Annotated in this window: 18 protein-coding genes; 1 reads left to right on the top strand and 17 read right to left on the bottom strand. The window is 55.7% G+C overall.

Annotation, left to right across the window (positions count from 1 at the left end; translation table 11 throughout):
- Positions 1 to 216: 216 nt before the first annotated feature.
- Genes E0E20_RS10210 through E0E20_RS10200 form a run of 3 tightly spaced genes read right to left on the bottom strand, consistent with a single transcriptional unit; the run spans position 217 to position 3080 of the window.
- Positions 217 to 480: a hypothetical protein gene (locus E0E20_RS10210; protein WP_130838107.1), complete on the bottom strand. Its 264-nt coding sequence runs from the start codon at positions 478 to 480 to the stop codon at positions 217 to 219.
- Positions 477 to 1499 (bottom strand): UDP-glucose 4-epimerase GalE, encoded by a 1023-nt coding sequence (galE, locus tag E0E20_RS10205; protein WP_130838106.1) that lies wholly within the window; start codon positions 1497 to 1499, stop codon positions 477 to 479. Before galE ends, E0E20_RS10210 begins: the two co-directional genes overlap by 4 nt.
- 24 nt (positions 1500 to 1523) lie before the next feature.
- Complete coding sequence (locus tag E0E20_RS10200; protein ID WP_130838105.1) at positions 1524 to 3080, bottom strand: UDP-glucose--hexose-1-phosphate uridylyltransferase; 1557 nt, start codon at positions 3078 to 3080, stop codon at positions 1524 to 1526.
- Positions 3081 to 3234: 154 nt separating this feature from the next.
- On the opposite strand from E0E20_RS10200, the gene E0E20_RS10195 reads away from it, so the two are divergent.
- The gene (locus tag E0E20_RS10195; RefSeq protein ID WP_130838104.1) at positions 3235 to 4173 is read left to right on the top strand and encodes an AraC family transcriptional regulator; all 939 of its coding nucleotides are present in this window, start codon (positions 3235 to 3237) and stop codon (positions 4171 to 4173) included.
- 53 nt (positions 4174 to 4226) lie between these two features.
- Here E0E20_RS10195 and E0E20_RS10190 read toward each other — a convergent pair whose 3' ends face one another.
- The 14 genes from E0E20_RS10190 to E0E20_RS10125 all read right to left on the bottom strand — a co-directional run bounded on the left by E0E20_RS10190 (position 4227) and on the right by E0E20_RS10125 (position 23502).
- Positions 4227 to 5453, bottom strand: a complete 1227-nt coding sequence (locus tag E0E20_RS10190) for a UTP--glucose-1-phosphate uridylyltransferase (protein WP_130838103.1) — start codon at positions 5451 to 5453, stop codon at positions 4227 to 4229.
- 32 nt (positions 5454 to 5485) lie between these two features.
- Positions 5486 to 6592 (bottom strand): tryptophan--tRNA ligase, encoded by a 1107-nt coding sequence (gene trpS, locus E0E20_RS10185; RefSeq protein ID WP_130838102.1) that lies wholly within the window; start codon positions 6590 to 6592, stop codon positions 5486 to 5488.
- Between the two features lie 337 nt (positions 6593 to 6929).
- Complete coding sequence (locus E0E20_RS10180) at positions 6930 to 7949, bottom strand: radical SAM protein (RefSeq protein WP_130838101.1); 1020 nt, start codon at positions 7947 to 7949, stop codon at positions 6930 to 6932.
- A 64-nt stretch (positions 7950 to 8013) separates the two neighbouring features.
- Positions 8014 to 9330, bottom strand: coding sequence for a glycosyltransferase family 4 protein (locus tag E0E20_RS10175; RefSeq protein WP_130838100.1), 1317 nt, complete (start codon positions 9328 to 9330; stop codon positions 8014 to 8016).
- On the bottom strand, positions 9327 to 11282 hold the full coding sequence (locus tag E0E20_RS14515; protein ID WP_130838099.1) for a WecB/TagA/CpsF family glycosyltransferase: 1956 nt from the start codon (positions 11280 to 11282) through the stop codon (positions 9327 to 9329). Before E0E20_RS14515 ends, E0E20_RS10175 begins: the two co-directional genes overlap by 4 nt.
- Positions 11283 to 11301: 19 nt before the next feature.
- A complete protein-coding gene (murD, locus tag E0E20_RS10165) occupies positions 11302 to 12543 on the bottom strand; it encodes a UDP-N-acetylmuramoyl-L-alanine--D-glutamate ligase (protein WP_130838098.1) in 1242 nt (413 codons plus the stop codon).
- A 45-nt stretch (positions 12544 to 12588) separates the two neighbouring features.
- Positions 12589 to 14013, bottom strand: coding sequence for a hypothetical protein (locus E0E20_RS10160; RefSeq protein ID WP_130838097.1), 1425 nt, complete (start codon positions 14011 to 14013; stop codon positions 12589 to 12591).
- Positions 14014 to 14123: 110 nt separating this feature from the next.
- The gene (locus E0E20_RS10155) at positions 14124 to 15626 is read right to left on the bottom strand and encodes a carboxylesterase/lipase family protein (RefSeq protein WP_130838096.1); all 1503 of its coding nucleotides are present in this window, start codon (positions 15624 to 15626) and stop codon (positions 14124 to 14126) included.
- Positions 15627 to 15672: 46 nt separating this feature from the next.
- On the bottom strand, positions 15673 to 16569 hold the full coding sequence (locus E0E20_RS10150; protein ID WP_130838095.1) for a carbohydrate ABC transporter permease: 897 nt from the start codon (positions 16567 to 16569) through the stop codon (positions 15673 to 15675).
- Between the two features lie 10 nt (positions 16570 to 16579).
- On the bottom strand, positions 16580 to 17446 hold the full coding sequence (locus E0E20_RS10145) for an ABC transporter permease (RefSeq protein ID WP_130838178.1): 867 nt from the start codon (positions 17444 to 17446) through the stop codon (positions 16580 to 16582).
- Positions 17447 to 17639: 193 nt separating this feature from the next.
- Positions 17640 to 18758: a LacI family DNA-binding transcriptional regulator gene (locus E0E20_RS10140; protein WP_130838094.1), complete on the bottom strand. Its 1119-nt coding sequence runs from the start codon at positions 18756 to 18758 to the stop codon at positions 17640 to 17642.
- Positions 18745 to 20370, bottom strand: coding sequence for an alpha-L-arabinofuranosidase C-terminal domain-containing protein (locus E0E20_RS10135; RefSeq protein WP_130838093.1), 1626 nt, complete (start codon positions 20368 to 20370; stop codon positions 18745 to 18747). Before E0E20_RS10135 ends, E0E20_RS10140 begins: the two co-directional genes overlap by 14 nt.
- An 88-nt stretch (positions 20371 to 20458) precedes the next feature.
- Positions 20459 to 22084, bottom strand: coding sequence for an ABC transporter substrate-binding protein (locus tag E0E20_RS10130; protein WP_130838092.1), 1626 nt, complete (start codon positions 22082 to 22084; stop codon positions 20459 to 20461).
- A 35-nt stretch (positions 22085 to 22119) separates the two neighbouring features.
- Positions 22120 to 23502: an MATE family efflux transporter gene (locus E0E20_RS10125; RefSeq protein ID WP_130838091.1), complete on the bottom strand. Its 1383-nt coding sequence runs from the start codon at positions 23500 to 23502 to the stop codon at positions 22120 to 22122.
- Positions 23503 to 23889 lie beyond the last annotated feature (387 nt).

Raw genomic sequence — 23889 nt, 5'->3', positions numbered from 1 at the left:
CGCGGCTCCCCGGGGCAGAAAAGCCGCGCCGGAAAGCCAGTTCCCTCCGCGGCCGGAAAGCCGCGGTTACGCTCTATTATAGGACCTGAGAGCGCTGCCGTAAACCCGTTAAAATCCCTCTCTCCGCTTTGCAAAAAAGCTTTGCAAAAAAGAAGCCCGGCCCCCGCAAGGAACCGGGCGGAAACCGGACACGGAGAAGAGCCGCCAAAGAGCCGCTCAGTCCTCCTCGATCACATGAATCTCCAGAAAATCAAAATCCACCGCATCGATAAAGGCATCCTGCGTGAACCTTGCGCGCGCATGACGGAGAAAATCCTGCTGCGTCGAATCAAGCCAGATCGGACGCGAGAGATCCAGCTCTCTGCACGCACTGTCCACGGCTTTCAGCACCTTATGCGTCCTCGTTTCCTCCGAATGATCCTCGACGACCGTATCGCGGAGAAGACGGTTGTTTTTCCATTCCTTGAACCAGATTCTCATGTCGCACTCTCATAGCCGTCCGGGTTGTTCTTCTGCCAGCGCCACGAATCCTCGCACATCTCCCGGATCCCGAACTGCGCTTTCCATCCGAGCTCGCGCTCCGCTTTCTCCGCCGAGCAGTAGCAGGTCGCGATATCGCCCTCTCTCCGGGGGTCGATCACATACGGAACGCTGACTCCCGTCGCCTCTTCAAAGTTTTTCACGATGTCCAGCACACTGTATCCGTGGCCGGTTCCGAGATTGTAAATGCTGAGCCCGGAGCCCGGGGCAAGCTTCTTCAGGGCGCAGACGTGCCCTTTCGCCAGATCGACCACATGGATGTAATCGCGGACGCCGGTTCCGTCCGGCGTATCATAGTTGTCGCCGAACACATGGAGCCTGTCCCTCTTTCCCACGGCGACCTGCGTCACATAGGGCATCAGATTGTTCGGGATGCCGTTCGGGCTCTCGCCCATTAGTCCCGAGGCGTGCGCGCCGATCGGATTGAAATAGCGCAGAAGAATCACATTCCACTCCGGGTCGGCAGCCTGTATGTCGCCGAGCACCTGCTCCAGCATCGACTTCGTCCAGCCGTAGGGATTCGTGCACTGTCCTTTCGGGCAGTCCTCCGTGATCGGAACGAACGCGGGATCGCCGTACACCGTCGCCGAGCTCGAGAAAATAATATTTTTGCAGCCGTTTTTCCGCATCACGTCGACCAGCGTCAGCGTGCCCGTGATGTTGTTGTCGTAATATTCCCACGGCCTGCGGACGGACTCCCCGACTGCCTTGAGACCCGCAAAGTGAATCACAGCCTCCGGCTTTTCCGCCTGAAACACGGCCTCCATTCCCTCCCGGTCGCGGATATCCGTCTGATAAAAGGGCACCTCGCGCCCCGTGATCGTCCGGATGCGCGAAAGGACCTCCCGGCTCGCATTATACAGATTGTCCATGATCACGGGCTCATGCCCCGCCCCGATCAGCTCCACCACCGTATGACTTCCTATGAATCCGGCGCCGCCGGCAACAAGAATCTTCATCTCTCTGCTCCTTTCCTTTGCTCATTATACACGATTTGTGAAGCGCCGGAAGCCCGCGCGCCCCTCCTCGCTGTCCTTGTACACGCCGCAGTGCTCCAGCACGTTCTGGAAGACCAGCCCGATCTCCTCCTCGACGACGCGGTCCAGCAGACGCTTGTCCAAAGAAACCTCCGAATGCTTTTTCACAGAGAGCTCCGGGTGCTTGTCCAGCATTTCACGGCACCACGCAGCGTGGGCCGCGATCTCCGGGATCTCCGAAATTTCCTCGCCTGCAAGGACCGCCTCCTTGAGCCGCTCCATCTCGCTAAGAAGACGCGCCGGGAGCACCGCCAGTCCCATCACCTCGATGAGGCCGATGTTTTCCTTTTTGATATGATGGAGCTCCTCGTGCGGATGAAAAACTCCCAGAGGGAACTCCGGCGTCGTCCGGTTGTTGCGGAGCACCAGATCCAGCTCGAAGAGCTCTCCCCTGCGCCGCGCAATGGGCGTGATCGTGTTGTGCGGCTTGTCCCCGCTGTACGCGAGGATCCCCAGCGCCTCGTCACTGTACCCCCGCCATGCGGTAAGGATCCGGTCCGCAAGCTCCGTCACCCGATCCGCAGAGCCCCGGAGGCGGATCACGGACATCGGCCAGTTCACAATGCCCGCCGTCACATCCTCAAAGCCGCGGAAGCAAAGCTCCTCCCGGATCCCCGCCCTCGCCATGGCAAATTCATAGCGTCCTCCCTGAAAGTGCTCATGCGTGAGAATCGAGCCTCCCACAATCGGAAGATCCGCGTTGGAGCCTATGGTATAGTGCGGGAACAGCGCGACAAAATCCATGAGCCTGCGGAACGTGGAGCGGTCGATCCGCATCGGCGCATGCCTCTTCGACAGGACAATGCAGTGCTCGTTGTAATAGACGTAGGGCGAATACTGCATGTACCAGCGCTCGCCGCCAAGCTCCAGCGGAATCAGGCGGAGCGTCTGCCTCGCCGGATGATCCAGCCGCCCGGCATAGCCCTCGTTCTCGGGGCAGAGCAGGCACTTCGGATACGCGTTCTGCTTCTTCGTGAGCGCGGCTGCAATCGCTTTGGGATCCTTTTCCGGCTTTGACAGATTGATCGTGATATCAATGGTCCCGTATTTTGTCTGCGACGTCCATTTCCGGTCTTTCCGGATGCGGTATTCCCGGATATAATCCGAATCGCGGCTGAGCTTATAGAAGTAGTCGGTGGCCGCCTCAGGACTCTCCCGGTAATGCTCAAAAAAGCGCCGCACCACCTCCCCCGGCCGGGGACACAGGCAGGACATGAGACGGGTATCAAAAAGGTCCCGGCTCGCCGGCCCGCCGTCGATGAGGCCGCGCGCCGCCGCATCGCACAGCAGCGTATCGAGAATATCCTCCAGCGCCGGGGCATTCTCCGCCGCCGGCACGATATCCGCAGCGCTGAACTCCCCCTGCGGCTCACAGCAGAGCGCATCCAGCAGGAGATTAGCCGCATAGCCGGCGTCCTCCTCCGTGATCAGCCCTTTTCCCAGACCGTAGGCCACCAGCGCCCGGATGCCCTCCTCCGCAGAACTCTTGTCTTTTTGGTTCATTCCATCCTCCGTCTCAGAAATTCCTTTCGGAAATGCACAGCATATGATCGCTTTCATTATCATCACGCATTTCCGTCCGTGCTACAATGGAATTTAGTATCATGCACCGGTAATTTTGTTGCAGAAAATCACATCCGCGAAAGTGAGGTCCGCCATGACGCACAGCGCCGGCTACAAGCAGTCGCATAAGGTATCCCGCCGCTCTCTCGTCTCTCTTTCCGTCTATAATGTGGGACAGCAGAAATGCACGCCCGGCTATCAGTGGGGCCCCGGCGTGCGCGACCATTATCTGATCCACTATGTCCTGTCCGGAAAGGGCGAATACCGGATCCGCCGCGCGGAGGCAAACCGTCGGGACGGAGCGGACTCCGGAACGCCTGCGGAAAAGAAAGCCGGCGGAGCGCAGACGGCGGGCCCGGCGGGGAAAAGTGCGGAGCTTCGCTTTGCATTGTCCGCGGGCGACCTCTTTCTCGTCCGCCCGGACACGGAAATCCTGTACCGCGCCGACGGGGAAGATCCATGGGAATACCAGTGGGTCGGCTTTGCCGGAGCGGATGCCGCCTCCATGCTCGATGCCACGGAATTTACACCGGAGCGCCCCGTTCTGCGGCGCGTCCCGTACGGCGGCGAGCTCTCGCGCTGCCTCCGGGAGATCAGCGAAGCATTCGGCAACTCTTTTTGCAGCTCCGTCGAAATGACCGGACGCCTCTGCCTCGCGCTGTCTCTTCTCATGCGCCCCGCGTCTTCCTCCCCCGAGGAAAACGCGGAACGAGCCAATGTAAGAACCGCCTGCTCCTACATTGACTCGCATTTTGCCTACAATATTTCGATTGAATCGGTCGCCGCCTATGCCGGCGTCAGCCGCAGCACCCTCTACCGACAGTTCATAGCGGCTCTCGGGCAGTCGCCGAAGCGTTATCTCGACGCGTTCCGCATCCGCCGGGCCTGTCTCCTCCTCACGGAAACCGGGCTCTCCGTGAGCGCGATCTCCAACTCCGTCGGCTTTCAGAGTCCTCTCTATTTTTCCAAGGCGTTCCGGAAAATGATGAACCTCTCGCCGGGAGAATACCGGAGCCGGGAGAAAAGCCGCTGACCGTCCGTCATCCGCCGGGGCGCCTGCGTCTGCTTCCTGATCTGATTGCCTGCTTACAGCTCGATCCCGTTCCGACGGCAGAGGTCCCTGGCCGACTCGACCGAGTCGACACCCTTCCGGTTCTTGATCGGCGCGAATTCATGCTCCCGGACGACCTCATAGGGCAGGCAGCTGTCCAGCTCATGAATCATATCGAGTACAAGCTGCTCGAATTTGAAGCCGTTCGGTTCCTCCGGGCTGACCGGAACGCCGTTTTCATCGATATGAGGGATCTTCTTGTTCACCACGTGCATCGGCAGCTTCTCGTCCATGATGCGCGCCAGATCCTTTTCGCGGAAAAGATAATTCAGGATCACGCCAAAATTATAGGCGGGCTCCCCTTTCTCGTTTTTCGCATCCATCAGCTCCGGCGTCATATCGTAATATTCAACGATCGATGGCTTCCCGTCCTCAAGACAGATTGCTCCCACCTTTTCATCCGGCGTCACCTTGCGCACCACCTTGGCTCCCGACGCCGCGCCGCTCGCCATCGTCGCGCCGAGGAAGCAGGGATCCGCAATCCTCTGCAGAACGTTGTCGACCGCAAAGATGTTGAGCCACTCGATCCCGCGTTCATGCACCACATCGAGGATCCCGGTCCGCGCCATCGAGACGTACCAGCCGCCGTTTCCGTTGGGAGAGGTCGCGATGCGCCCCTTTCCCTCCATGAAAACCTTTCCGTTCCGGTCCGCCGCCGGCGCCATCTCCTGCCGGAAGAACCAGACCTGCCCGCTGTCATAGCCGAAATAATCATGCTCTTTCATGAACGCGCGCGTCTTCGCATCGTTCTTCTCCGAGGTCATGATGAACAGCGGAATCGAAACGCCGGCCTGCCGCACGACCTCCTGCAGATTGACAATCAGCCTCTCCATGATATAGACGGTCTTCGTAAGGCCGATATCATACATGCACTTCGGATCATCGGAGCCGAGCCGCGTGCCCATGCCACCGGCAAGAAGCACCGCACCAAGCTTTCCCCCGCGGATCGCCGCGAGCCCGCGCTCCGTATATTCCTCCCGGTGCGCCTCGATCTCCGGAAGCTCCATCGCGCCGAGGGGAGAGATTTTTCCCCGGTTCAGCGCCTCGCCCGGATTCCCGATATAGCGGAGCACCGAAAAGTCCGTGCCGCCGATCTGCTCCAGAAGCTCCTTCCGTTCTCTGCCGTCAAGCTCGTCATAGTAGCGCAGGACATGCGTCTGCCCGTATTCTGCCAGTTTTTTTTCTGCCTCCTGATATGTCATATCCATACTCCTTACTGTTTTTTTCAGAGCGCTCACGCGCGGCCGTCCTGTCCGGAAAACTTCCTTATCTGCGTTTCCAGCCATTCCGTGTCCTCGAAATAATTGATGCGCATGGCCCGCTTTACCTCTTCCAGCGTCCCTGCCGCTTTCTTTTCCGCGGCCTCCGTCCCCTTTTTCAGAACCTCATACACATAGGGAATATCTTTTTCAAAGCGCGCCCTGCGGCTGCGGATCGGCTCCAGCGTCTCCTGCAGCACATTGTTCAGGAATTTTTTGACCTTTACGTCGCCGAGCCCGCCTTTCCGGTAATGTGCTTTCATCTCTTCCAGATCGGTGTAATCCGGCGCATACTCCGCGAAATGCTCCGCCCTCGCAAAGGCGTCAAGATAGGTAAACACCGTATTGCCCTCGATCTTCCCCGGGTCCTCCACGCGCAGATGATCGGGGTCGGTGAACATGCTCATGACCTTTTTCTTCACCTCCTCCGCGGGATCGGAGAGATAGATGCCGTTCCCGAGGGACTTGCTCATCTTCTCCCTTCCGTCCGTTCCGGGCAGGCGCATACAGGCCTCGTTCTGCGGGAGCAGGATCTCCGGCTCGACGAGCGTTTCCGTGTGATAGACCGAGTTGAACTTCCGGACGATCTCGCGCGTCTGCTCGATCATCGGCTGCTGATCCTCTCCGGCCGGAACCGTGGTCGCCTTGAACGCCGTGATATCCGCCGCCTGACTGATGGGATAGGTGAAAAAGCCGACCGGAATGCTCTCGCCGAAGCCCCGCATGCCGAGCTCCGTCTTGACCGTGGGATTTCTCTGAAGACGCGAAACCGTCACAAGATCCGAGTAGTAGAACGTCAGCTCCGTCAGCTCCGGGATCTGGGACTGAATCAGAATATGCGTCTTTTCGGGGTCGATGCCGGCGGAAAGATAGTCCAGCGCCACCTCCATGATGTTCTCGCGCACCTTGTCGGGATCATCGAAATTGTCCGTGAGAGCCTGCGCGTCGGCGATCATGATATAGATTTCATCAAAGCCGCCCGAATTCTGCAGCTCGACTCTCCGGCGGAGCGAACCAACATAGTGCCCGATATGGAGACGGCCCGTCGGACGGTCTCCGGTAAGAATAATTTTTTCTGCCATGGTAATCCTCATGCCGAAGCACTTTGTGCGAGGCACGCGCCGCAATCACCCAGCGCCGGCGCGCAGGGTGCCGAGCCGCTTTGCGGCTCATGCCGTCCCTTTACCTGACAGCATTTTTCGTTTGCTGAAAGGTCCGCGCAGGCGGTTTTACGGCTGCGATCAGGGGCTATTTGGGCTTCGGCACAAATAGCCGTGTGCAACATCTCTGCGCCGGCGCGCAGAGATGCGAGCCGCTTCGCGTCTCATGCCGTCCCGCTACGTAACGGCATTTTTCGCTCACGGAGCAAATCATTGCATCAGCGTGATTTTTCACACTATCCTCCATACATTCCGCGGCTCATTCCTGCTTGTCCGGCCCGGTGATAAAACGGTTCTCGCTGAGGTCGTAGCGCCCGCCCTTCAGGAATTTGTGGCGGATGACCCACCACGCAGGCACCCAGATGTAGCGGTGCATCGCCGGGGAGGCGCTGCCGATCATCCAGCAGTTGCGGCCGCAGTGACGGATCTCTGCGCGGACGCGCTTTGCCTGCTCGGAATGCCACAGCTCGTCCCAGCTCATATCCCTGAGATTCCCCATAATCTCCTTATGACAGGTGCCGTTGCAGGGAACGACATCGCAGAACGGATCGATGAAGAACGCGTTCCGGCTCATATCGCAGGGGAGAAGCCGCTTGTTTCCGTAGATATAATTGATCAGGCCGTGATTGAAATAGGCGCGGAACCATTTCTTTGGCGATTTGCTCGCAAGAAGCTCGTTGTTCAGCTTCGCAAAGTTCTCCGCGACATGGTAGCGGTCGTCGATCCGGTTGTCGTCCTTATGGAAATAGAACGAATTGTGAAGCGTCGCCGTCGCAAATTCCATCCCCATCTCATCGGAGATCTTATAGAGCGGAACCAGATCGTCCGCGTTGAGATCCTGCACCGTCATTCCAAAGCCCACGTCCGGATGGCCCATCTCGACCAGCTTCTTTAACGTGCCGTAGCCCCGTGCAAAGCCGTCCGGAATGCGACGGATGGCGTCGTTCGTCTCCTGCAGCCCCTCGATGCTGATGCGGATGCCGACTTTCGGATACTTTTCACAGAGAGCAATGATTTTGTCCGTGTAATAGCCGTTTGTCGAAATCACGATGCGGTTCGTCCGCTGAGAGAGAATTTCGACAATCTCCTCAATGTCCTGCCGCAGAAACGGCTCGCCGCCGGTGATGTTCGTAAAGGCCATCTCCGGAAGCTTTCGTATGACCTCCAGAGGAATTTCCTCTTTCGGATTCGTCGGATACTGATAGACGTTGCACATATTGCAGCGCGCATTGCAGCGGTAGGTCACGATGACCGTTCCGTAAAGTGTTCTCCTGCCCATAGCGTTACCCCTGCTTCTAAGCATAATCAGGCCGCAGCTCCGGCCCGTCTTCGATCATATTTCCTCATGCTCCGTGATCCGCCGGCCGGGACGCCTCACTGTAAAGCGCCGTGACCCGGTGCACATAGCGCTCCGGCGTATCAAAGCGCTCTGCTGTCCACCCGGCGCAGTGCGAGGCCATCGCCGCGACCGCCTCCGGGTCCTCCCAGAGCTCGCGGATCTTCTCCGCAAGATCCTCCTCGTCCATTGCCCGGAAGAGTCTCCCGGTATCCCGGCCGTCCCTCGCATTCGTGTTGATCAGCTCAGGAATCCCGCCGAGGTCCGAGGCGAGCACCGGCGTTCCGAGGCCCTGCGCCTCCATCACGGAGAACGGGCAGTTCTCGTAGCACTCCGAGGGGAATACCACGAAGCGCGCGCCGCGGATAGCGTCCGCAAGCCTCTGCCCGGAAAGAAAGCCGAGCTTTGTCACGTTCGCCCCTTCGACCTCCGCCTCGAGCGGCCCGCTTCCCGCAAACACGAACGGGATCTCCGGAAGAGCCCGCACCGCTTTCATCATCGTCGCGATCCCCTTTTCCTCGGAATAGCGCCCGAAATAAAACACGTAGCCGCCCGGCTCCGGCACGGCCGTCTCTCTCTGTTCTTTGCCCGCGATATTCTCCGCCGGAGCGCCGTTCTGACCCGGAAGATCAAGGAAATTCCGGAGCGTGACCGCCCGCTCTTTCAGCACCGGATCGTGAGAGAGCACCCGGTTCATAAACCCGCTCGGACAGATCACGCGGTCCACCTGCGCGTAGGTCCCGCGTCTCTTATAGAATTCGGCCTCCCGCGTGCCGAGAACACTGCGGAGTCTGGAATTATGAATGCAGCGATTCACGGTGCAACCGCGGAAATCCCCGTCGATGCAGTCCATGCACAGCGCGCCGGTCGACGGGATGCGCAGGAGATGCCCGGGGCAGACCCACTGGGAATCGTGCGCCGTATAGACCACCGCAAGACGCCGGCTTTGCTCCGCATAGAGCTCCCGGTGCGCCTCCTCGAATGAGCGGAGCTCGTCGATGACCGAGGGAGTCAATTGGAAATTGATATTATTGAGATGCACGGCATCCGGCTGAAAATCCTCCAGCACCGGCCGGAGCTTTCGCCGCGCCTCCCGCGAGTAGATGATGCGGAACGGATAGAGGAGCTTCCGGACGGTTCCCGCATGAAAGTCCATCGGCTCCGTGTAGCTCCCGACCCGGTTGCCGACGATGCGACCCGCATGCTCCATCCCGAAATACTGCACCTCATGCCCCTGCCGCTGCAGTTCCTCCCCCAGACGGAAGATATAGGTCTCTGAGCCGCCGTTCGGGTACAGAAATTTATTGATGATCAGTACTTTCACCGCCCGCTCTCCCGTCTGTCTGCCGCCTCGAGCTCGGCGCGGCGTTCCGGCCGCAGAACCTCCATGTAAATCGACCGCGTCCTCGCCGCAACATCCTCCCAATTGTAGCGCTCGCAGATATAATCCTGCGCGGCGTCCGCGTATTCACGCACCCGGTCCGGCCTCTCCAGAAGCTCTTTCATCACGGCGCGCAGATCCTCCGCATCGCCCCTCCGGAACGTCAGGGCGTGCTCCTGCGTGACCTCGGTATTCTCCGGAATATCGCTCACGACGCAGCAGTTCCCGTAGCTCATCGCCTCAAGAAGACTCAGCGCCATTCCCTCGACGTCGCTCGGCAGGACAAAGAAATAGCAGTTGGAATACAGCTCCTCGAGGAGCTGCCCCTGCACAAAGCCGGTGAAGAGGATGCGTCCGTCTCCCTCCGCCATGCGCCGGATCTCCTCGGCATATTCCTCCGCGCTTCCCTGCCCGCCCGCGATCACGAGCTTCTTGTCCGTGTCCAGCCGGCGAAAGGCGCTGATCAGATAGTGGATGCCCTTTTCAGGAACAAGACGGGCGAGAAAAAGGATGTAGCCGTCTTTCTCCAGACCGTATTCCTGCGCGATCCGCTCTGCCGGACGGCTCTCCGGCCGTTCGATTCCGTTCGGAATATAGACGGTCTCCCGCCCGTAAACGCTCCGGAAATATTCCTGCATGTTCCGGGACAGCACAATCAGCGCATCCGCATCCCTTGCGGCCCTCTGCTCCCCCTTTTTCAGCATCCGGGAGGCAAAATTCCCCCACTTGGCGCGCTGCCAGTCAAGGCCGTGAATCGTCGCCACCGTCGGGATGCCGAAGAGCTTCGGGAGCCAGAGCATGATGCAGGGGCCCTCCGCATGGTAGTGCACCACGTCAAAGCCGCCGAATACGAGACGGATCGAGGCGAGCACCGAGTAGACGATGGCGTTCAGCCTGCGGTCCCGGAACGTCGGGACCTGCACAATACGGATGCTCTTATAAAATTTCGGAGGCTTCGGCTTGTCCTTGGACTGCCGGCTGTGGCGGTCGTACGCCGTCACACGATCCCCGCCCGCCGCAAGCCTCGTGGCGAGCTCCTCAACGACGATCTCGACGCCGCCCTCGCGCGACGGGATCCGCTTGTGCCCGATCATCGCGAGGCGAAGCTCCTCCCGCCGGATGCGCGCTTTCTCTTTCTTTCCCTCGCGGACGGTGTTCACCACAAAGGAAAAATTCGTGGAAATATAGCGGCTCGCGAGGCGCTTCGGGTCCTGCATGATCCGGTACAGCCACTCGAGATACAGCTCCTGCATCCACCGCGGCGCTCGCTTTACCGTCCCCGCATGGAAGTCGAAGCCCGCGCCGACCCCCAGCATAACGCCGGACAGCTCTCCCTTTCGGGCCGCCATCCACTGCTCCTGTTTGGGCGCCCCGAGACCGATCCAGATAAAATCAGGCTTCGCGGCATTGATGCGCGCCACGTCCGCCGCCGTCTCCTCCGCGGGAATGTCTCCGATGCTCCGGTAATACGGCGGAGAGTACATCCCGGCGATCACGAGGCCCGGATAGCGCTCCGTCAGCTTCTGCCGGAGTATGTCGAGCGTATGCTGTGACGCGCCGTAAAAATAATTGCGGTAGCCCTTTTCCGCAGACAGGCGGAATATTTCAGGCATCAGATCCGGCCCCGCCACGCGCGCCGCCTCGGGATATCCGCGCCGCCGGCTGACATACGAGAGCGGCTTTCCGTCGGGAAGCGCCGCCGCGCCGCCGTTCTGCACCGCCCGGTACGCCGGATGGCGGTACGCCATCACGGTCGTATGGACATTGGACACGCAGATATAGTCTCCCCGGAGCGCCTCAAGATTACGTTCCAGCCACGAGACTGTCTGATCCATATTCGTGACGCTGATATCCGTGCCGAGAATCCGGCAGCTCGGTAGCTTCTCGTATTTCATGCCTGTCGTATCTTATGCCTCACCCGTCATGCCGCAGCACCAGTTCCCGGAACGCGTCGCCGCGCTCCTCAAAATTCCTGAAATAGCCGTAAGAGGCCGCCGCCGGGGACAGAATGCAGGCGCTCCCCGCCGGTGTGATCCGCTTTGCCAGCGCGACCTGCTCCGCAAGGTCCTTTGCAGATAAAAGATTCGCCGGCTTCCCACCGCATTCTTCCGGCCCCGCGGACGCTTTTTCCGCCGCATACCGCGCCGTCTCCTTCATGATGCGCCGACCCGATTCATAGGCGCAGATAAAGTTCACCTCCGGTGTCCGGAGAATGAACTCCGAAAGCAGGCGGTAACCGATTCCCCGGTCCATTCCGCCGATCAGCACCGTCCGGGTCTCCGGGATGCTCCGGACTGCAGCAATCGTCGCCTCGGGGATCGTGGAGATGGAGTCGTCATAGAAGCGGACGCCGCTCACCGTCCCGATCAGCTGCAGACGATGCGGCAGCCCCTCGCAGAGCTCGATCCGACGCTTCACCGTCCCGGCGTCAAGACCGAGCAGCTCCGATGCGATAAGAAACGCGGCCTCGGCGTTGTAGCGGTTCTGCTCTCCGTTCACCGTAAGCTGCCAGTCCCGCTCCGGTGCCTGCGTAAGAGGCACGACGCGGGCGGCCGTCGGGATGTCCGGAACGTTCCAGCCGCGGAGAAAGACATCGCCCTCTTTCTGATAGCGCGCGATATGGCTCTTCGCCTCAAAATAGCGCTCCAGACTGCCGTAATAATCAAGATGCTCCTCAAAGAGATTCAAAAACACCGCAATCCGGGGCGAAACGTGCGAATGCGCGAGCTGATGACAGGACAGCTCAAAAACAATACAGGTGTCCGACCCGATCCGGTCCGCCTCGTCCAGACAGGGCAGACCGATGTTTCCGACAAGCAGCACGTCCTTTCCGCAGCCCCGAATCGCCTCATACAGCATCCGGGAGGTCGTGCTCTTGCCCTTGGTTCCGGTGATGCCGATGGTCTGATCCCGGAACGCTTCAAGAAACAGCTCCGTCTGGGAGGTATACTTCGGGACATCCTCCGGCATAACAATCCCGGGGCTCTTGATGATGAAATCAAACGCAGCCTCATCGATCCCGTCCCGGCTGCCCTCATAGACGGAGACCTGCGCCGCGGGGCAGTGCGACGCGAGGAAGCGTTCCGTGGATTTCCCCTCTCGGCCATAGCCCCAGATCAGGATTCGTTTTCCATTCAGCTTTTCTATGATATTCACCCTGCGTTCATCTTCCCGTCACTTTTCGTATAATTACCGATAAAATTACGGCACGGCCGGCCCGCCGTCCGTTGCTGCACGCTCCACCGAACGCCCGAAGCGGGCGCGCGCCTCGCCGAGCGCTGCCGCAAGTCTCTGTTGAAGCGCCCCGGGAACGCTGTTCTCCTCCGCCCATTCTCTCAGCAGCTCCTCCAGCGGCGGCTCCGCGGAAAGAAGCTCTTCCCTGTAGCGGTCCGTGAGGAAACTTCGCCCGCCGCGCTCCACAAAACAGCGCAGCGCCGCCGCCACCTCGCTCCGGGTTCCGACGCACTCAAACGGCTTATTCCCGTCGATGCCCGCAAGCTCCCGGAATTCCTTTTCAAGAGAGACCTTGTCGAGCAGCTTTTCTCCGAATATGCGGATGAGCTCGTCCTCGGGCAGGAACGGCGTCAGAATGATGTAGACAAACAGGCATTTTGCGCAGTTTCCGCACCAGATTCCCTGCTTGCTGCCCGCGTTGCAGCTCCGGAACGCCATGTGGTAATCCGTAAAGCCCGCGAACAGCGCCGCAATCTGAATCTCCGTGAGCGGCCGGAGCAGGCTGAAATAGTGGATATCCGAATCGGTGAGTCCCGCAAAATAGCGGGTAAAATCCCGCTCAAATTCATAGCTCTTGGAATACTGATGATTCACAAAGGAATCCCGCACCGTCGTCTCGTTGGCAGAGGTCTCATTTGAGAGCGCAATATACTGCCGCCCGGTGAGAAAGGCCGCTGTCACCGCCGAAAATGCAACCACCGCCGAAAAGGGCGTGTGCCCGTTGAGAAAGCCCTCGCCGTTCAGCGCAATGAGCCGCCGGTCCAGCATGCGTCTGGCCTCATAGCTCCCGCGGCTCCTGCACAGCGCCGTAACGGCCCGTATGGAAGCGGTTCCCGCCGTCCCGTCGATGCAGTACGTCGTGATGTCCTCGCCCGAAAGGAGCTCCAGTGAGACCACGGAATCCTTGCCGCCGCCCACCGGAACAAGATAGCCCTCATAGGCTGCCGGATCGTGAAGCGGCTGTCCCTGCCCGTTCTCCGGAAGCGGTGCCTCCACGCTGACCAGCTCCTCCTCGGAGCAGACAATGCCGTTGCGGTACATGAATTCTCCGAGTCCATAATAAAAGAGCTTTCTCCACCAGAGCTGCTGCTCCTTTGAGAGCGCGCCGCAGGCGACCGTCAGGCGCTTCGGGCAGGCGCATTTCCAATAGCTGATGGTTTCCGCCATGCCAAGGGAAAAGGCAAGCGCGCGGAGCACCGGAGAGGAAAGATCAATTGTCCTGTTTCGGGGTAGAGGAAAATCCCACGCTGGATGAAACTCTGCCAGCGCGGGAATCTCAAAATCATAGCGGAACCGGAGCCCCGTTTCCGTCCGGTCAATATGAAAACCCCTGTAAATAAACGAGCCGAAGCGGGCCCGAAGCTCTTTGAAGGTACGCGATTCCGTAGGCAATTTTTCACTCCCGAACGGTCAGCCTGTCGATATCTCTTAATATGCATCTCTTTAGAAGAGTAACACCGGAGGAGAGAAAAGTCCAGCCGCGCGGGACGTGGCGCCGCCCCTTACACATTCTCAATCAGGAAATGCTCCAGAGAACCGATGTTTTCTTTTCTCTGAACCGCCCCTCCCGGCGCAAATTCCATTTCATTGCGCTCCTGTGCCGTATAGGCCTTCCATTCCGGCATAAATGTTCCGTCCGCATCCATACCGTTAGGATCTCCGTTTTTAATAAAATTACAGTAATAATTGCACATCTGTCTGGCCAGATCATAGTGCCGTCCTACAAACGGCCTCCAGCACTTTGCAAGTGTTTCAAAGAAAAACCAGAGATCGCAGGAGTGAAAGCTTCCCGCATTATCCCAGCCCGGAATATCCGGTGCAAAACGGTAATAATACTGTGCCGCACCAGAACCATTCTGCGCGCTCCTCAGAAAGGTCTGCTTGACTGCGACCTCTATTCCATGCGCCCTGCCAACCGCTCCCTGCTCCGCCGCCAATGCAAGAAACTCCTGCGCCTTATCGCCGAAAAGCTCCTCTGCCCGCTTTCCGGTATCCTCCATGGAGGATACCGGAAAAGAACTCATAAACTCATCCTCCGTATTGCCCGCCATCATAGCATCCAGTTTAACGCCCCCACCGCGCTGGATAATTTCCATCGGATTCCCTGTGGCAAAACATCCGTCCAGCGCATTAAACATCATGCGGTTCCTGTCGCCGTTCGTATATTCCATATATTTATCCCGAATATAAAACGCATCCAGCTCCCGCGCCTCTGCCAATGTTCTGATTCCGAGAAAGTCAAAGAAAGCACTGCCGTTCTTTTCCGCCTCTGACAGCGGCTTCGGCGCCATAAAATTCCCAGACTTATAGGGATCTCCAATCATGCCGCTCATGACTACAGCCCTGCGAAAACGTCCTTCATTTTCAAGGCATGCAATCTGGCTCATCACACTGCCTCCGCCTGCCGACTGGCCGGCGATCGTAATATTGTCCGGATCACCTCCGAACGCCGCAATATTGCGGATTGTCCAGAGAATCCCCGCCTTCTGGTCAAGACTTCCGAAATTCGCCGGTGCATCCGGCTGCTGCTCTGTCAGCTCGGGATGTGACAAAAAGCCAAATACGTTGACCCGGTAGTTGACCGTCACCACAACAATTCCACGGCGCGCAATCCGCTCTCCGTCAAATTCCATTTCAGCCGTATAGCCCTCCTGCAGACCTCCTCCAAAGAACCACACCAGCACCGGAAGCCTGTCCTTCTCTGATTTCGCACCGGTCCAGACATTCAGATACAGGCAGTCTTCTCCCATCTCAATATCCGGCTGCACATTCCACTCTCTGGTATACACATTGTCGCCGACGCCCCTGGGCGCCTGCATAGAGATCGGCGCGAACTGACAACACAGCTTTTCTCCCTCCCAGCTCTGCGCCGGCTGCGGAGCTCTCCACCGATTTTCTCCGATCGGCGGCGCCGCAAAGGGCACTCCTTTAAATGCAGTAATCCTAGGATCGGCCGCATCAATTCCGCGCACAACTCCGTACTCTGTACTAACTTCCTTCCGCATGATAATCCCCCTTTTCTTTGGTTTGTTATTCACCCCGTTCCGCTTATCAGCCCTTGACCCCGCCAAGAGTGATGCCCTTTACAAAATTGCTCTGTACAAACGGATAGACCACAAGGATCGGCAGAACACCCACCACTGCCATCGCCATCCGAATCGAAACGGATGGAATGTTGGCCAGCCCCTGACCTGCATTGACGATCGAAGTGGAATTCTGCGCCAGAAATTGAATATTCTGCATCATCCGATTCAGCAGATTCTGTATCGAATACAGATCTGTCCGCTTTGTCAAATAAATATATCCGTTCATCCAGTCGTTCCAGTATCCAATTCCGATAAACAGCCCGATCGTCGCGATAATCGGCTTGGCCAGGGGTAGTGCGATTCCAAAGAATGCACGTGTCTCAGAGGCTCCGTCAATATACGCCGCATCCATAATTTCATCCGGTATGCCTGCCACAAAATATGATTTCATGAGCAGCACGTGAAATCCGTTCATCAAAAGTCCAGGCAGGAGAAGCGCCATAAAGGTATTCTTGATGCCGAACACATTTGTGTAATTGATATAGGTCGGCACCAGACCTCCATTAAAAAGCATCGTAAAGAAAACGATAAACGTCAGGATCCCTCTTCCCGGCACAAACTTTCTGGACAGGGCGTAGGCAAAAAGAGTCGTAATCGAAAGTCCCAGCACAGTGCCGGCAATGGTCAGCAGAATTGAAACTCCATATGCATTGAGAATAGAGTTCCCGCTGGTAAAAATATACTGATACGCATACGTGCTGAATTTCCCCGGGATAAATGAGTAGCCCTTCCGCACCAGGACATCATTGTCCGTAAAGGATGACGACACCATCAAAAGCATCGGCACGAGCACGTTAAAAGACAGCACCAGCATGACCGCATTCCCGAAAATCTGAAAACGCCTGTTGCTCCTTGTATGCATGACTCCCTCCTCAGAACAATGCACTGTCCGAATCAATTTTTCTGACCAGCAGGTTGGCGCCCAGCACCAGAGCAAATCCGACAATCGACTGATAAACACCTGCAGCCGCCGACATTGTCATATCTCCCAGTTCAAGAAGACCGCGGTACACATAGGTGTCAATGGTATTGGTCACTGAAAACAATGCGCCCGAGTTTTGCGGAACCTGATAAAACAGACCGAAATCCGAATAAAAAATCCGCCCGACCGCCAGCAGAACCATCATGATAATCGTTGATTTAAGCAACGGAATCGTAATTTTCATTATCTGCTGCCGCCTGGTTGCGCCGTCAATAGCCGCCGCTTCATATAAAGTTCTGTCAAAACTGATAATCGTCGCCAGATAAATGATACAGGTATAGCCCACGCCCTTCCAGCTGTTGACAAAGATGAGGATAAGCGGCCAACAGTTTTTTTCCTGATACCAGGACACCGGCCCCTTCCCTAACGCGGCAAGAACAGAATTATTGACATAGCCGTTTTCCGGGGACAAAAACGCATAAACCAGATAGCTGACAATAACCGCCGACAGAAGATACGGCAGCAAAATCACCGACTGATAGAAAGTTTTGACTCTGGTCGTCAGTTCGGAGAGGATGATGGCGACAAAAATAGATAAAACCGTATTCACCACAATAAACGCCAGGTTATAGCAGATCGTATTTCTTGTTATGACAAACGCATCCCGCGTAGCGAACAGATACTTGAAGTTCCTGAATCCAGCCCATGGTGACCCGTAAATTCCAAGCTTTGCACTGTAATTCTTAAATGCCAGTATAATACCCGGCATCGGCATATAGTTGTTGATGATAAGATACGTCAGTCCCGGCAGCGCCATCAGGTAGATCGGCAGACTTCTTTTCAGATTCCTGCGCCGGATTTTCTTTTTATGCTCCTTTTCTTTTTGTAACAGTCCCTGCCCCTGCGCACCCATGCACATTTTATCTCCACTCCCAGACATTATTTTCCCTCCGGGCTGTTTTTCGGCCTCCACCCCCAGCTGCCCCTGCAGACTGCCGCAGAGCGCCCCATCAACGGCCCTTTTCCGTAGTACTGTCGCGATGCCCTCCCCCACTGCTCTCTCTGAAGTGATAGATGGGAAGAAGTTCCTCCTTGATCTGCAGCGTCATTCCCGGATTCTCGCAGGCATACTGTAAAATATCCATTGTTTTTGCCGCCATTTCCATCGACGGAACTGCTATGCAGGACAGCGTCGGCTCATGAGACCGCAGGAAGTCCGAATCTTCAAAAAAAATCAGACGGAGTTCCTCCGGGATCCTTACGCCGCTTTCCTTGCAGGCTGCCATAATTCCGGGGGCAAGTCTGCAGTCCATCACAAGCCAGACCTCCGGCACCTTAAGCTGCCTAATCAGCCGCATTGCCACGGCATAGCCACTGTCCCGGTCGGCACGCTCTACTCTGACCATCGATGACTCATCGATCGGAATTCCCGCTTCCCGGCATCCAAACGTAAATCCCGCCTCCACGATGCGTTCCGCGCGACTTCCCTTCACAAAGCCGATCTCCGATGCACGGCGCACTTCCCCCGCCCGCACCATTCTTGAAAGATTTTCTCCCGCACGAAAATCATCAATCCGAACATAATGGAATCTGGCAGAATCTCTCCCGATCAAAACAATCGGAACATCGTAGTCTCTTTTTTCCAGCTCATCCTGCTCCTCCTCGCTCAGTCCGCTGATTACCACTCCCGAATAAAGCGACGCGGAAATTTTGTCCAGACACCGGGCAAATGTCCCGGGTTCATAGGGTTCAATTACCAGCTGGATCTTTCTCCCCCTCTCCAGGGCTGCCTGATGCAGCCCCAGAAGAAAGGTCCCTACGCGTTCATTCATAATATCAGAGCGCCAGAACACACAGAACACCAGAGGGTTCTCAGCCGCTTTTTCCATACGGCTCCGCCTTGTCTCCGCGCTCGAATGATAATGCACCGCCCTGGCATACGCAAGAATCTTCTCCTGTGTATCCCTGGCTATCCGAAGCGCATCGCCATTGCCGTTCAAAGTCGCGGAAACCGTTGCCGCAGAAACGCCAATTGCTTTGGCTATATCGCTGATACGAACCGTATTTCTACCCATCTCTGCCGTCCTTGTCTCCCGGCCTGCTCTGCCTTGCCTGTCAATGTCGCCCATCTTTCTCCTGGACAGCCAGCCGGATCATATTCCAGGAATAGGGCCTGAGCACAGTCTTCAGGTATCCGCTCTCCAGCCTGCCGTCTGCCGTAATAACAGGCCGAATCCGATTCGGAGATTCAAATGTGTTTTTCACACCCTTCTCCCCTGTCATTTCCCTTTGCTCCACGAGTTGCAGACTGTCAAATCCCCGCAAATCAACCGTCAGGTCACAAAGCTCTTTTTCGCTGCGGTTAATGAGAAACAGCACCAATTCTCCCTTTTCCTCATCCATTGTGACTGCACTGTCAATATACGGAAGATCTTTATGCCCCGCATACTGCTGATTGTCGTCAATTGCCGCAGCCGGAATATCAAAGCATTCGCAGTCTGTTTTCACCTGCATGGATTCACCATGCCCATAAGTAAGCATATCAGAAAACACATAATATGAGGCAGAATGCCAGACATGATTCCTGTCATTTGCACATAGCGCTGCCAAGCCTCCTGTCATGCAGCCGATTTTCACTCTGTCGGCATGGCGCAGCAATGCCAGCTGTACCGAGGCCATGGCCAGCGCTTCCGTCATATCATCCGCCATCGGCCTGCTGCGAAGCGTCGCATCCATATTGTCAGGATCATGCTCCACATACCTTGTCTCCGGATCCACGTGATAATGCGCCGCGTACAGGCTATGCGGATAGCTTCCATAATGTATCGGTTCGAAAGGACGCACCATAGAACCATACTCATCAAAGGAGAGCATCATTGTCTTGGTCGAACGGAGCTTCGTTCTGATCAGATCGCACAGCGCAATTTCGGTATTGATATAATCCTCAAAATAGACGGCTCCGCCCAGAAGCCCCTTCGTATCGCCCGGCTCTGCAGAATGATAATGATGCATTGAGATCAGATCAATCGACTCATAGCATTGTTCCAGCACCTTTTCATCCCACTCCGGATAATGCGGCAGGAACGGCGAGGATGAAACGCAGGCTGCCGTTTCTATCGTGGGATCCACCCACTTAAGCGCCTTGGAAACCTCATTAGCCAGAACACCGTACCCCTTCGGGTCCTTTTCCCAGGATCCAATCTGCCAGGGGCCGTCCATTTCATTGCCCAGATACCAGGTTTTAACTCCGTAGGGCCTGTTATGTCCATTTTTTCTCCGCAGATCCGACCAATAGGTATTCCCGGGATGGTTGGTATACTCTATCTCATCAATCGCATCTCTTATAGTGCCTGTGCCGAGATTGATGGTAAGCATCGGTTTTGCTCCAATCAGCTCAGCCCACAGCAGATACTCGTCAAGCCCCATCCGGTTGCTATAATACTGCTTCCATGCCAGATCCAAAACCTGTTTTCTCTCTGCCCTGGGACCGATGGAGCTTTTCCAGTCCCAGCCCGAGACGAAATTGCCTCCGGGCGTCCGGACCGCAGGCACCCCGGCTTCACGCAGACTGTCTATCACATCTCTCCTGAACCCGTGTTCATCCGCCGTCGGATGCCCAGGGTTATACATCATTCCGTTTACGATAGTTCCAATCGGTTCCACGAAGCTTCCATAGAGCCAATCCGAAACCTGACCTGTTACATAAGCCGGGTGTACACTGATCTTCGCTTTGATACTCATCTGTTTCTCCCTGCAGCAAGCCGTCATGGGGCGGAACCGCCCTCATCGCTTTATCAGTTTCTGCGGCGCGTGCCGCCCGTCCATCAGTTCAATTGACTCCGTTCTGCTCCACCCACTGATCCAGCGCCGCCTGCTTGGCCGCAATATAGGTATCAAGTCCTGCCGCCTTCAGCCGTTGCTCCATCTCCGGGATGCCATCCTCAGGGTCAAGGAATCCGTACATCAGCTGATCGCGATACTCCTCATACACATTGGTAAGTGCTGTCAGTTCCGTTGCATACGCACTGTTGTCAAACATAAATCCCATCGCTTTGGAACGCACGGCTTTGTCGTTGAATTCCTCGGTTTTTCTGCCAATGTCAAGGTCGTCGCCAACCCAGACATGCGCAATATACTGGTTTGGGAACTGCCAGTTCATCTGATGAAAATATTCCGCATTCTGAACATCAACACCCTCTGCAAAATCAATATGCCCATCCTCAGTTAAAACATAATCGACGTCCTCCTGCCCCCAGATCAGCAGATTGGACAGCTCAGGATCGGTATAAAGCGCATCCATCAGCTGCATGGCCGCCACAGGATCCTCACAGTTCTGATTGATATTCCAGATCACGCTGGCACAGCCGGAGGATTTGAGTACATTATCCTCGCACTGAAATACAATCATCGGTCTGCCGCACTCCGCAGAAATCTGATTGATATAACCGGGCTTGGCCTGTGCCATCATACACATCGCCGCACCGCTCTTTACTCGCACATTCATCGAAACCTGCGTATCCGACAATGCATCCTTTGAGATATATCCCTTTTGATTCCAATCATAGATCTGGCTTATTCTAGTTTTGAATTCATCTGAGGCGAACAGATCCTCCACTTTCAGACTGTCCGGATTTAAGAGGACTCCAAAATCATCTCCGCCAAGCTCATCGACCATCATTCCCTGTCCCACAAGATTCGGACCAGGGGCAAACACCGGAATATCCGGAATGCCTGCATGCAGTCTGGCAAAAATATCATCTATCGTTGCCGCATCGGTATGAATTGTTTCATGATCGTCTTCCGTATACATGGACTCATAGTCATATCCGATCTGATCCAGATATTCTTTACCGATACAGTAGGCACAGGGGCCGATCGCAAAGTCCTTGACAGGCGGGAGGCCATACAGCTTGCCCCCGACCCTGCAGGCATTGATATATTCCGGTCTCAGCTGAGAAAGAATGCCCTGTCCGTATTGAGACAGGAGATCATTTTCCTCCAGATCCATGCAGTAGTCATCATTCACGCAGGATGTGTAGCCAAGCATATTCGCCCAGAAAATGTCGCACTTCTCACCGGAAGAAAGCATCAGCCGGCAGTTCTGGCGGTAGGATATATCCATAACCGTCATTTCTACCTCAAGGGCGAGCTTTTCTCTGAGCTTCTCATTTAGCGCCTGCTCCACGCGCGAAACGCCTGCCGGAGCCCCCTGAAAAGAGCACCACACCATGGCGACCTTGCTGTACTGCCCAGTTTCTTCCGCCCTGGCTCTGCGCTCTGCGATCGCCTGCGCCGGGGCATCTCCGCTGTTTTTCGCAGCTTTTGCTGTATCGGATGCCTCTTTGGTATCCGCGCCCGCCGCCCCGCCGGAATCCGCCGTCTGTCCTCCTGAAGCGCCGCATCCTGTCATCAGCATCAACGCTGCCAGAACCGCTGCCATCGTCCTACGTTTCATTTCATCATCCTCCTGTCCTTATGATAAAAACATTTTTATACAGTCTCCGCCGCATAAATATCCTTAATCCATCTCCCGCTTCGAAGCCTGTACATACACACCGCACACTTGATGATCTGGTCGATTTTCATAAAGAAATAGATCCAGAAAGCCGGAAGCTTCCAATAAAGTCCCGCCAAAATCCCCAGCGGCACAGAAGCCGCCCACAGGAAGAAAACATCGGCAAACATCAGAAACTTTGTATCCCCTCCTCCGCGAAGCACTCCCTTAGTAAGAATGGAATTGGCCGACTGAAAAATCAGCAGAAAGGCTACTGCATGCATCAGATCCAGCGCAATCGCTCTTGTCTCCGGCATCACCCTGTAAAATCCTGTAACCGGTCTGCTGATGCACAGTATTACGAGACAGGCAATCACACCCAGCGCCGTTCCCAAAAAAGTGAACCAGTACCCCTCTGCGAAAGCCTGTTCTCTCCTTCCTTCTCCCAGGGTATTGCCCGTAATAATGCAGCCGGCCTGACTGACTCCCTGCGTAAGCACCATAGTCAGCTGCTGTGTGACAAAGGTGATCGAATTCGCCGCAACAAAGCCCGCACCGATTCTTCCCATAATCATGGCAACCGCGCTGTTGCCGAACGCCATCAGTGAATCGGAAACAATCACCGGCACACTGATCCTCAGATATTCCGGAAGAATCGTTCTACAGGAAAAAAAGAGATCGTTAACCCGGTAGCGGATTCTCGCATCAAAGAAAAAAAAATATCCTCCGAGAATCACAAGCTCTACCGCCCTCGCAATGAGAGTCCCCAATGCCGCCCCCGCCGTCTCAAGTCTCGGCGCACCCAGATTTCCGAATATGAAGATCCAGTTGCACAGAAGATTCACCGAAAAAGAGGAGCAGGCACTAAGGAGCGGAATTCCGGCTAATCCGACGCTGCGCAGAGCAATGCTCAGCGTCAGAGAAAAGCCCGTTAAAAGATAAGAAAGCGCCGATAAACGAAAATATCCCACTCCGTCCTGTATGACATCCGCTTCCGGAGTATAGACACGCATAATCTGCGTCGGCGCAAGAAGCGTCACAAGCGTAAATACCATCCCTACCGCCGCGCAAATCCGCAGCATGACCGTCACAGTCTGCCTCAAAGAGCACAGTTCCTTCATTCCCCAATAGCGCGACATCATAACGGATGCGCCCATCCCGATGCCCATGCAGCATATGTGATAAATTCCAATAAACTGGTTGGCTAGTGCCGAACTTGACAAGGCAGTTTCTCCGAGTCTGCCCAGCATAACCGTATCCAGCATATTGACGCCTATCGTGATCATGCTCTGCAGTGCAACGGGAAACGCAACACGCCCTGCCCGGCTATAAAACTCTGCGTCTCCTATATATCTCTTTGCGAATCCAAAACGCGTCATACAAGATCCTTTTTGCTAAATATTAGCTTTTAACAGCTTTAACATTTTGTAATTATATAATACTTCTCCTCTCTTTTGCTGTCAAATAATTATACTATATCTCTTTATTATTATTTAATTTTGTCATAATTGCATAATTTATTTTAATAGTCATTGTTACTATTTATGTTTATCTTTTTGCCTTTGCTAATATTGCTGATATTATTGCTGTCGCATTTCAAAAAATAGATAAAAACAAAGGAATGCCCGTTACCGAAACTCCGTCTTTCGGATTTAGCACTATAATAGTTTAGGACTTTATTCAGAGGCCATATCTCTCAAACCAGCGTAATTGCTGGCTTTTTTTATTTTGTGAAAGCTTGACAAAATCTTTTGTTTTCTCTTGTG

Origin of the sequence: Lachnoclostridium sp. Marseille-P6806 (genome assembly GCF_900625025.1) — a bacterium.
GTDB lineage: Bacteria > Bacillota > Clostridia > Lachnospirales > Lachnospiraceae > CAG-791.
The sequence above is the reverse complement of the archived record's forward strand: the minus strand, read 5'-3'. Positions and strand labels throughout refer to the sequence as shown.

Coding starts and splice junctions, on each gene's coding strand:
- E0E20_RS10210 (WP_130838107.1), bottom strand. CDS start 480: ATGAGAATCTGGTTCAAGGAATGGAAAAACAACCGTCTTCTCCGCGAT.
- galE (WP_130838106.1), bottom strand. CDS start 1,499: ATGAAGATTCTTGTTGCCGGCGGCGCCGGATTCATAGGAAGTCATACG.
- E0E20_RS10200 (WP_130838105.1), bottom strand. CDS start 3,080: ATGAACCAAAAAGACAAGAGTTCTGCGGAGGAGGGCATCCGGGCGCTG.
- E0E20_RS10195 (WP_130838104.1), top strand. CDS start 3,235: ATGACGCACAGCGCCGGCTACAAGCAGTCGCATAAGGTATCCCGCCGC.
- E0E20_RS10190 (WP_130838103.1), bottom strand. CDS start 5,453: ATGACATATCAGGAGGCAGAAAAAAAACTGGCAGAATACGGGCAGACG.
- trpS (WP_130838102.1), bottom strand. CDS start 6,592: ATGGCAGAAAAAATTATTCTTACCGGAGACCGTCCGACGGGCCGTCTC.
- E0E20_RS10180 (WP_130838101.1), bottom strand. CDS start 7,949: ATGGGCAGGAGAACACTTTACGGAACGGTCATCGTGACCTACCGCTGC.
- E0E20_RS14515 (WP_130838099.1), bottom strand. CDS start 11,282: ATGAAATACGAGAAGCTACCGAGCTGCCGGATTCTCGGCACGGATATC.
- E0E20_RS10155 (WP_130838096.1), bottom strand. CDS start 15,626: ATGCGGAAGGAAGTTAGTACAGAGTACGGAGTTGTGCGCGGAATTGAT.
- E0E20_RS10150 (WP_130838095.1), bottom strand. CDS start 16,569: ATGCATACAAGGAGCAACAGGCGTTTTCAGATTTTCGGGAATGCGGTC.
- E0E20_RS10145 (WP_130838178.1), bottom strand. CDS start 17,446: ATGGCGCTGCCGGGACTGACGTATCTTATCATCAACAACTATATGCCG.
- E0E20_RS10140 (WP_130838094.1), bottom strand. CDS start 18,758: ATGGGCGACATTGACAGGCAAGGCAGAGCAGGCCGGGAGACAAGGACG.
- E0E20_RS10135 (WP_130838093.1), bottom strand. CDS start 20,370: ATGAGTATCAAAGCGAAGATCAGTGTACACCCGGCTTATGTAACAGGT.
- E0E20_RS10130 (WP_130838092.1), bottom strand. CDS start 22,084: ATGAAACGTAGGACGATGGCAGCGGTTCTGGCAGCGTTGATGCTGATG.
- E0E20_RS10125 (WP_130838091.1), bottom strand. CDS start 23,502: ATGACGCGTTTTGGATTCGCAAAGAGATATATAGGAGACGCAGAGTTT.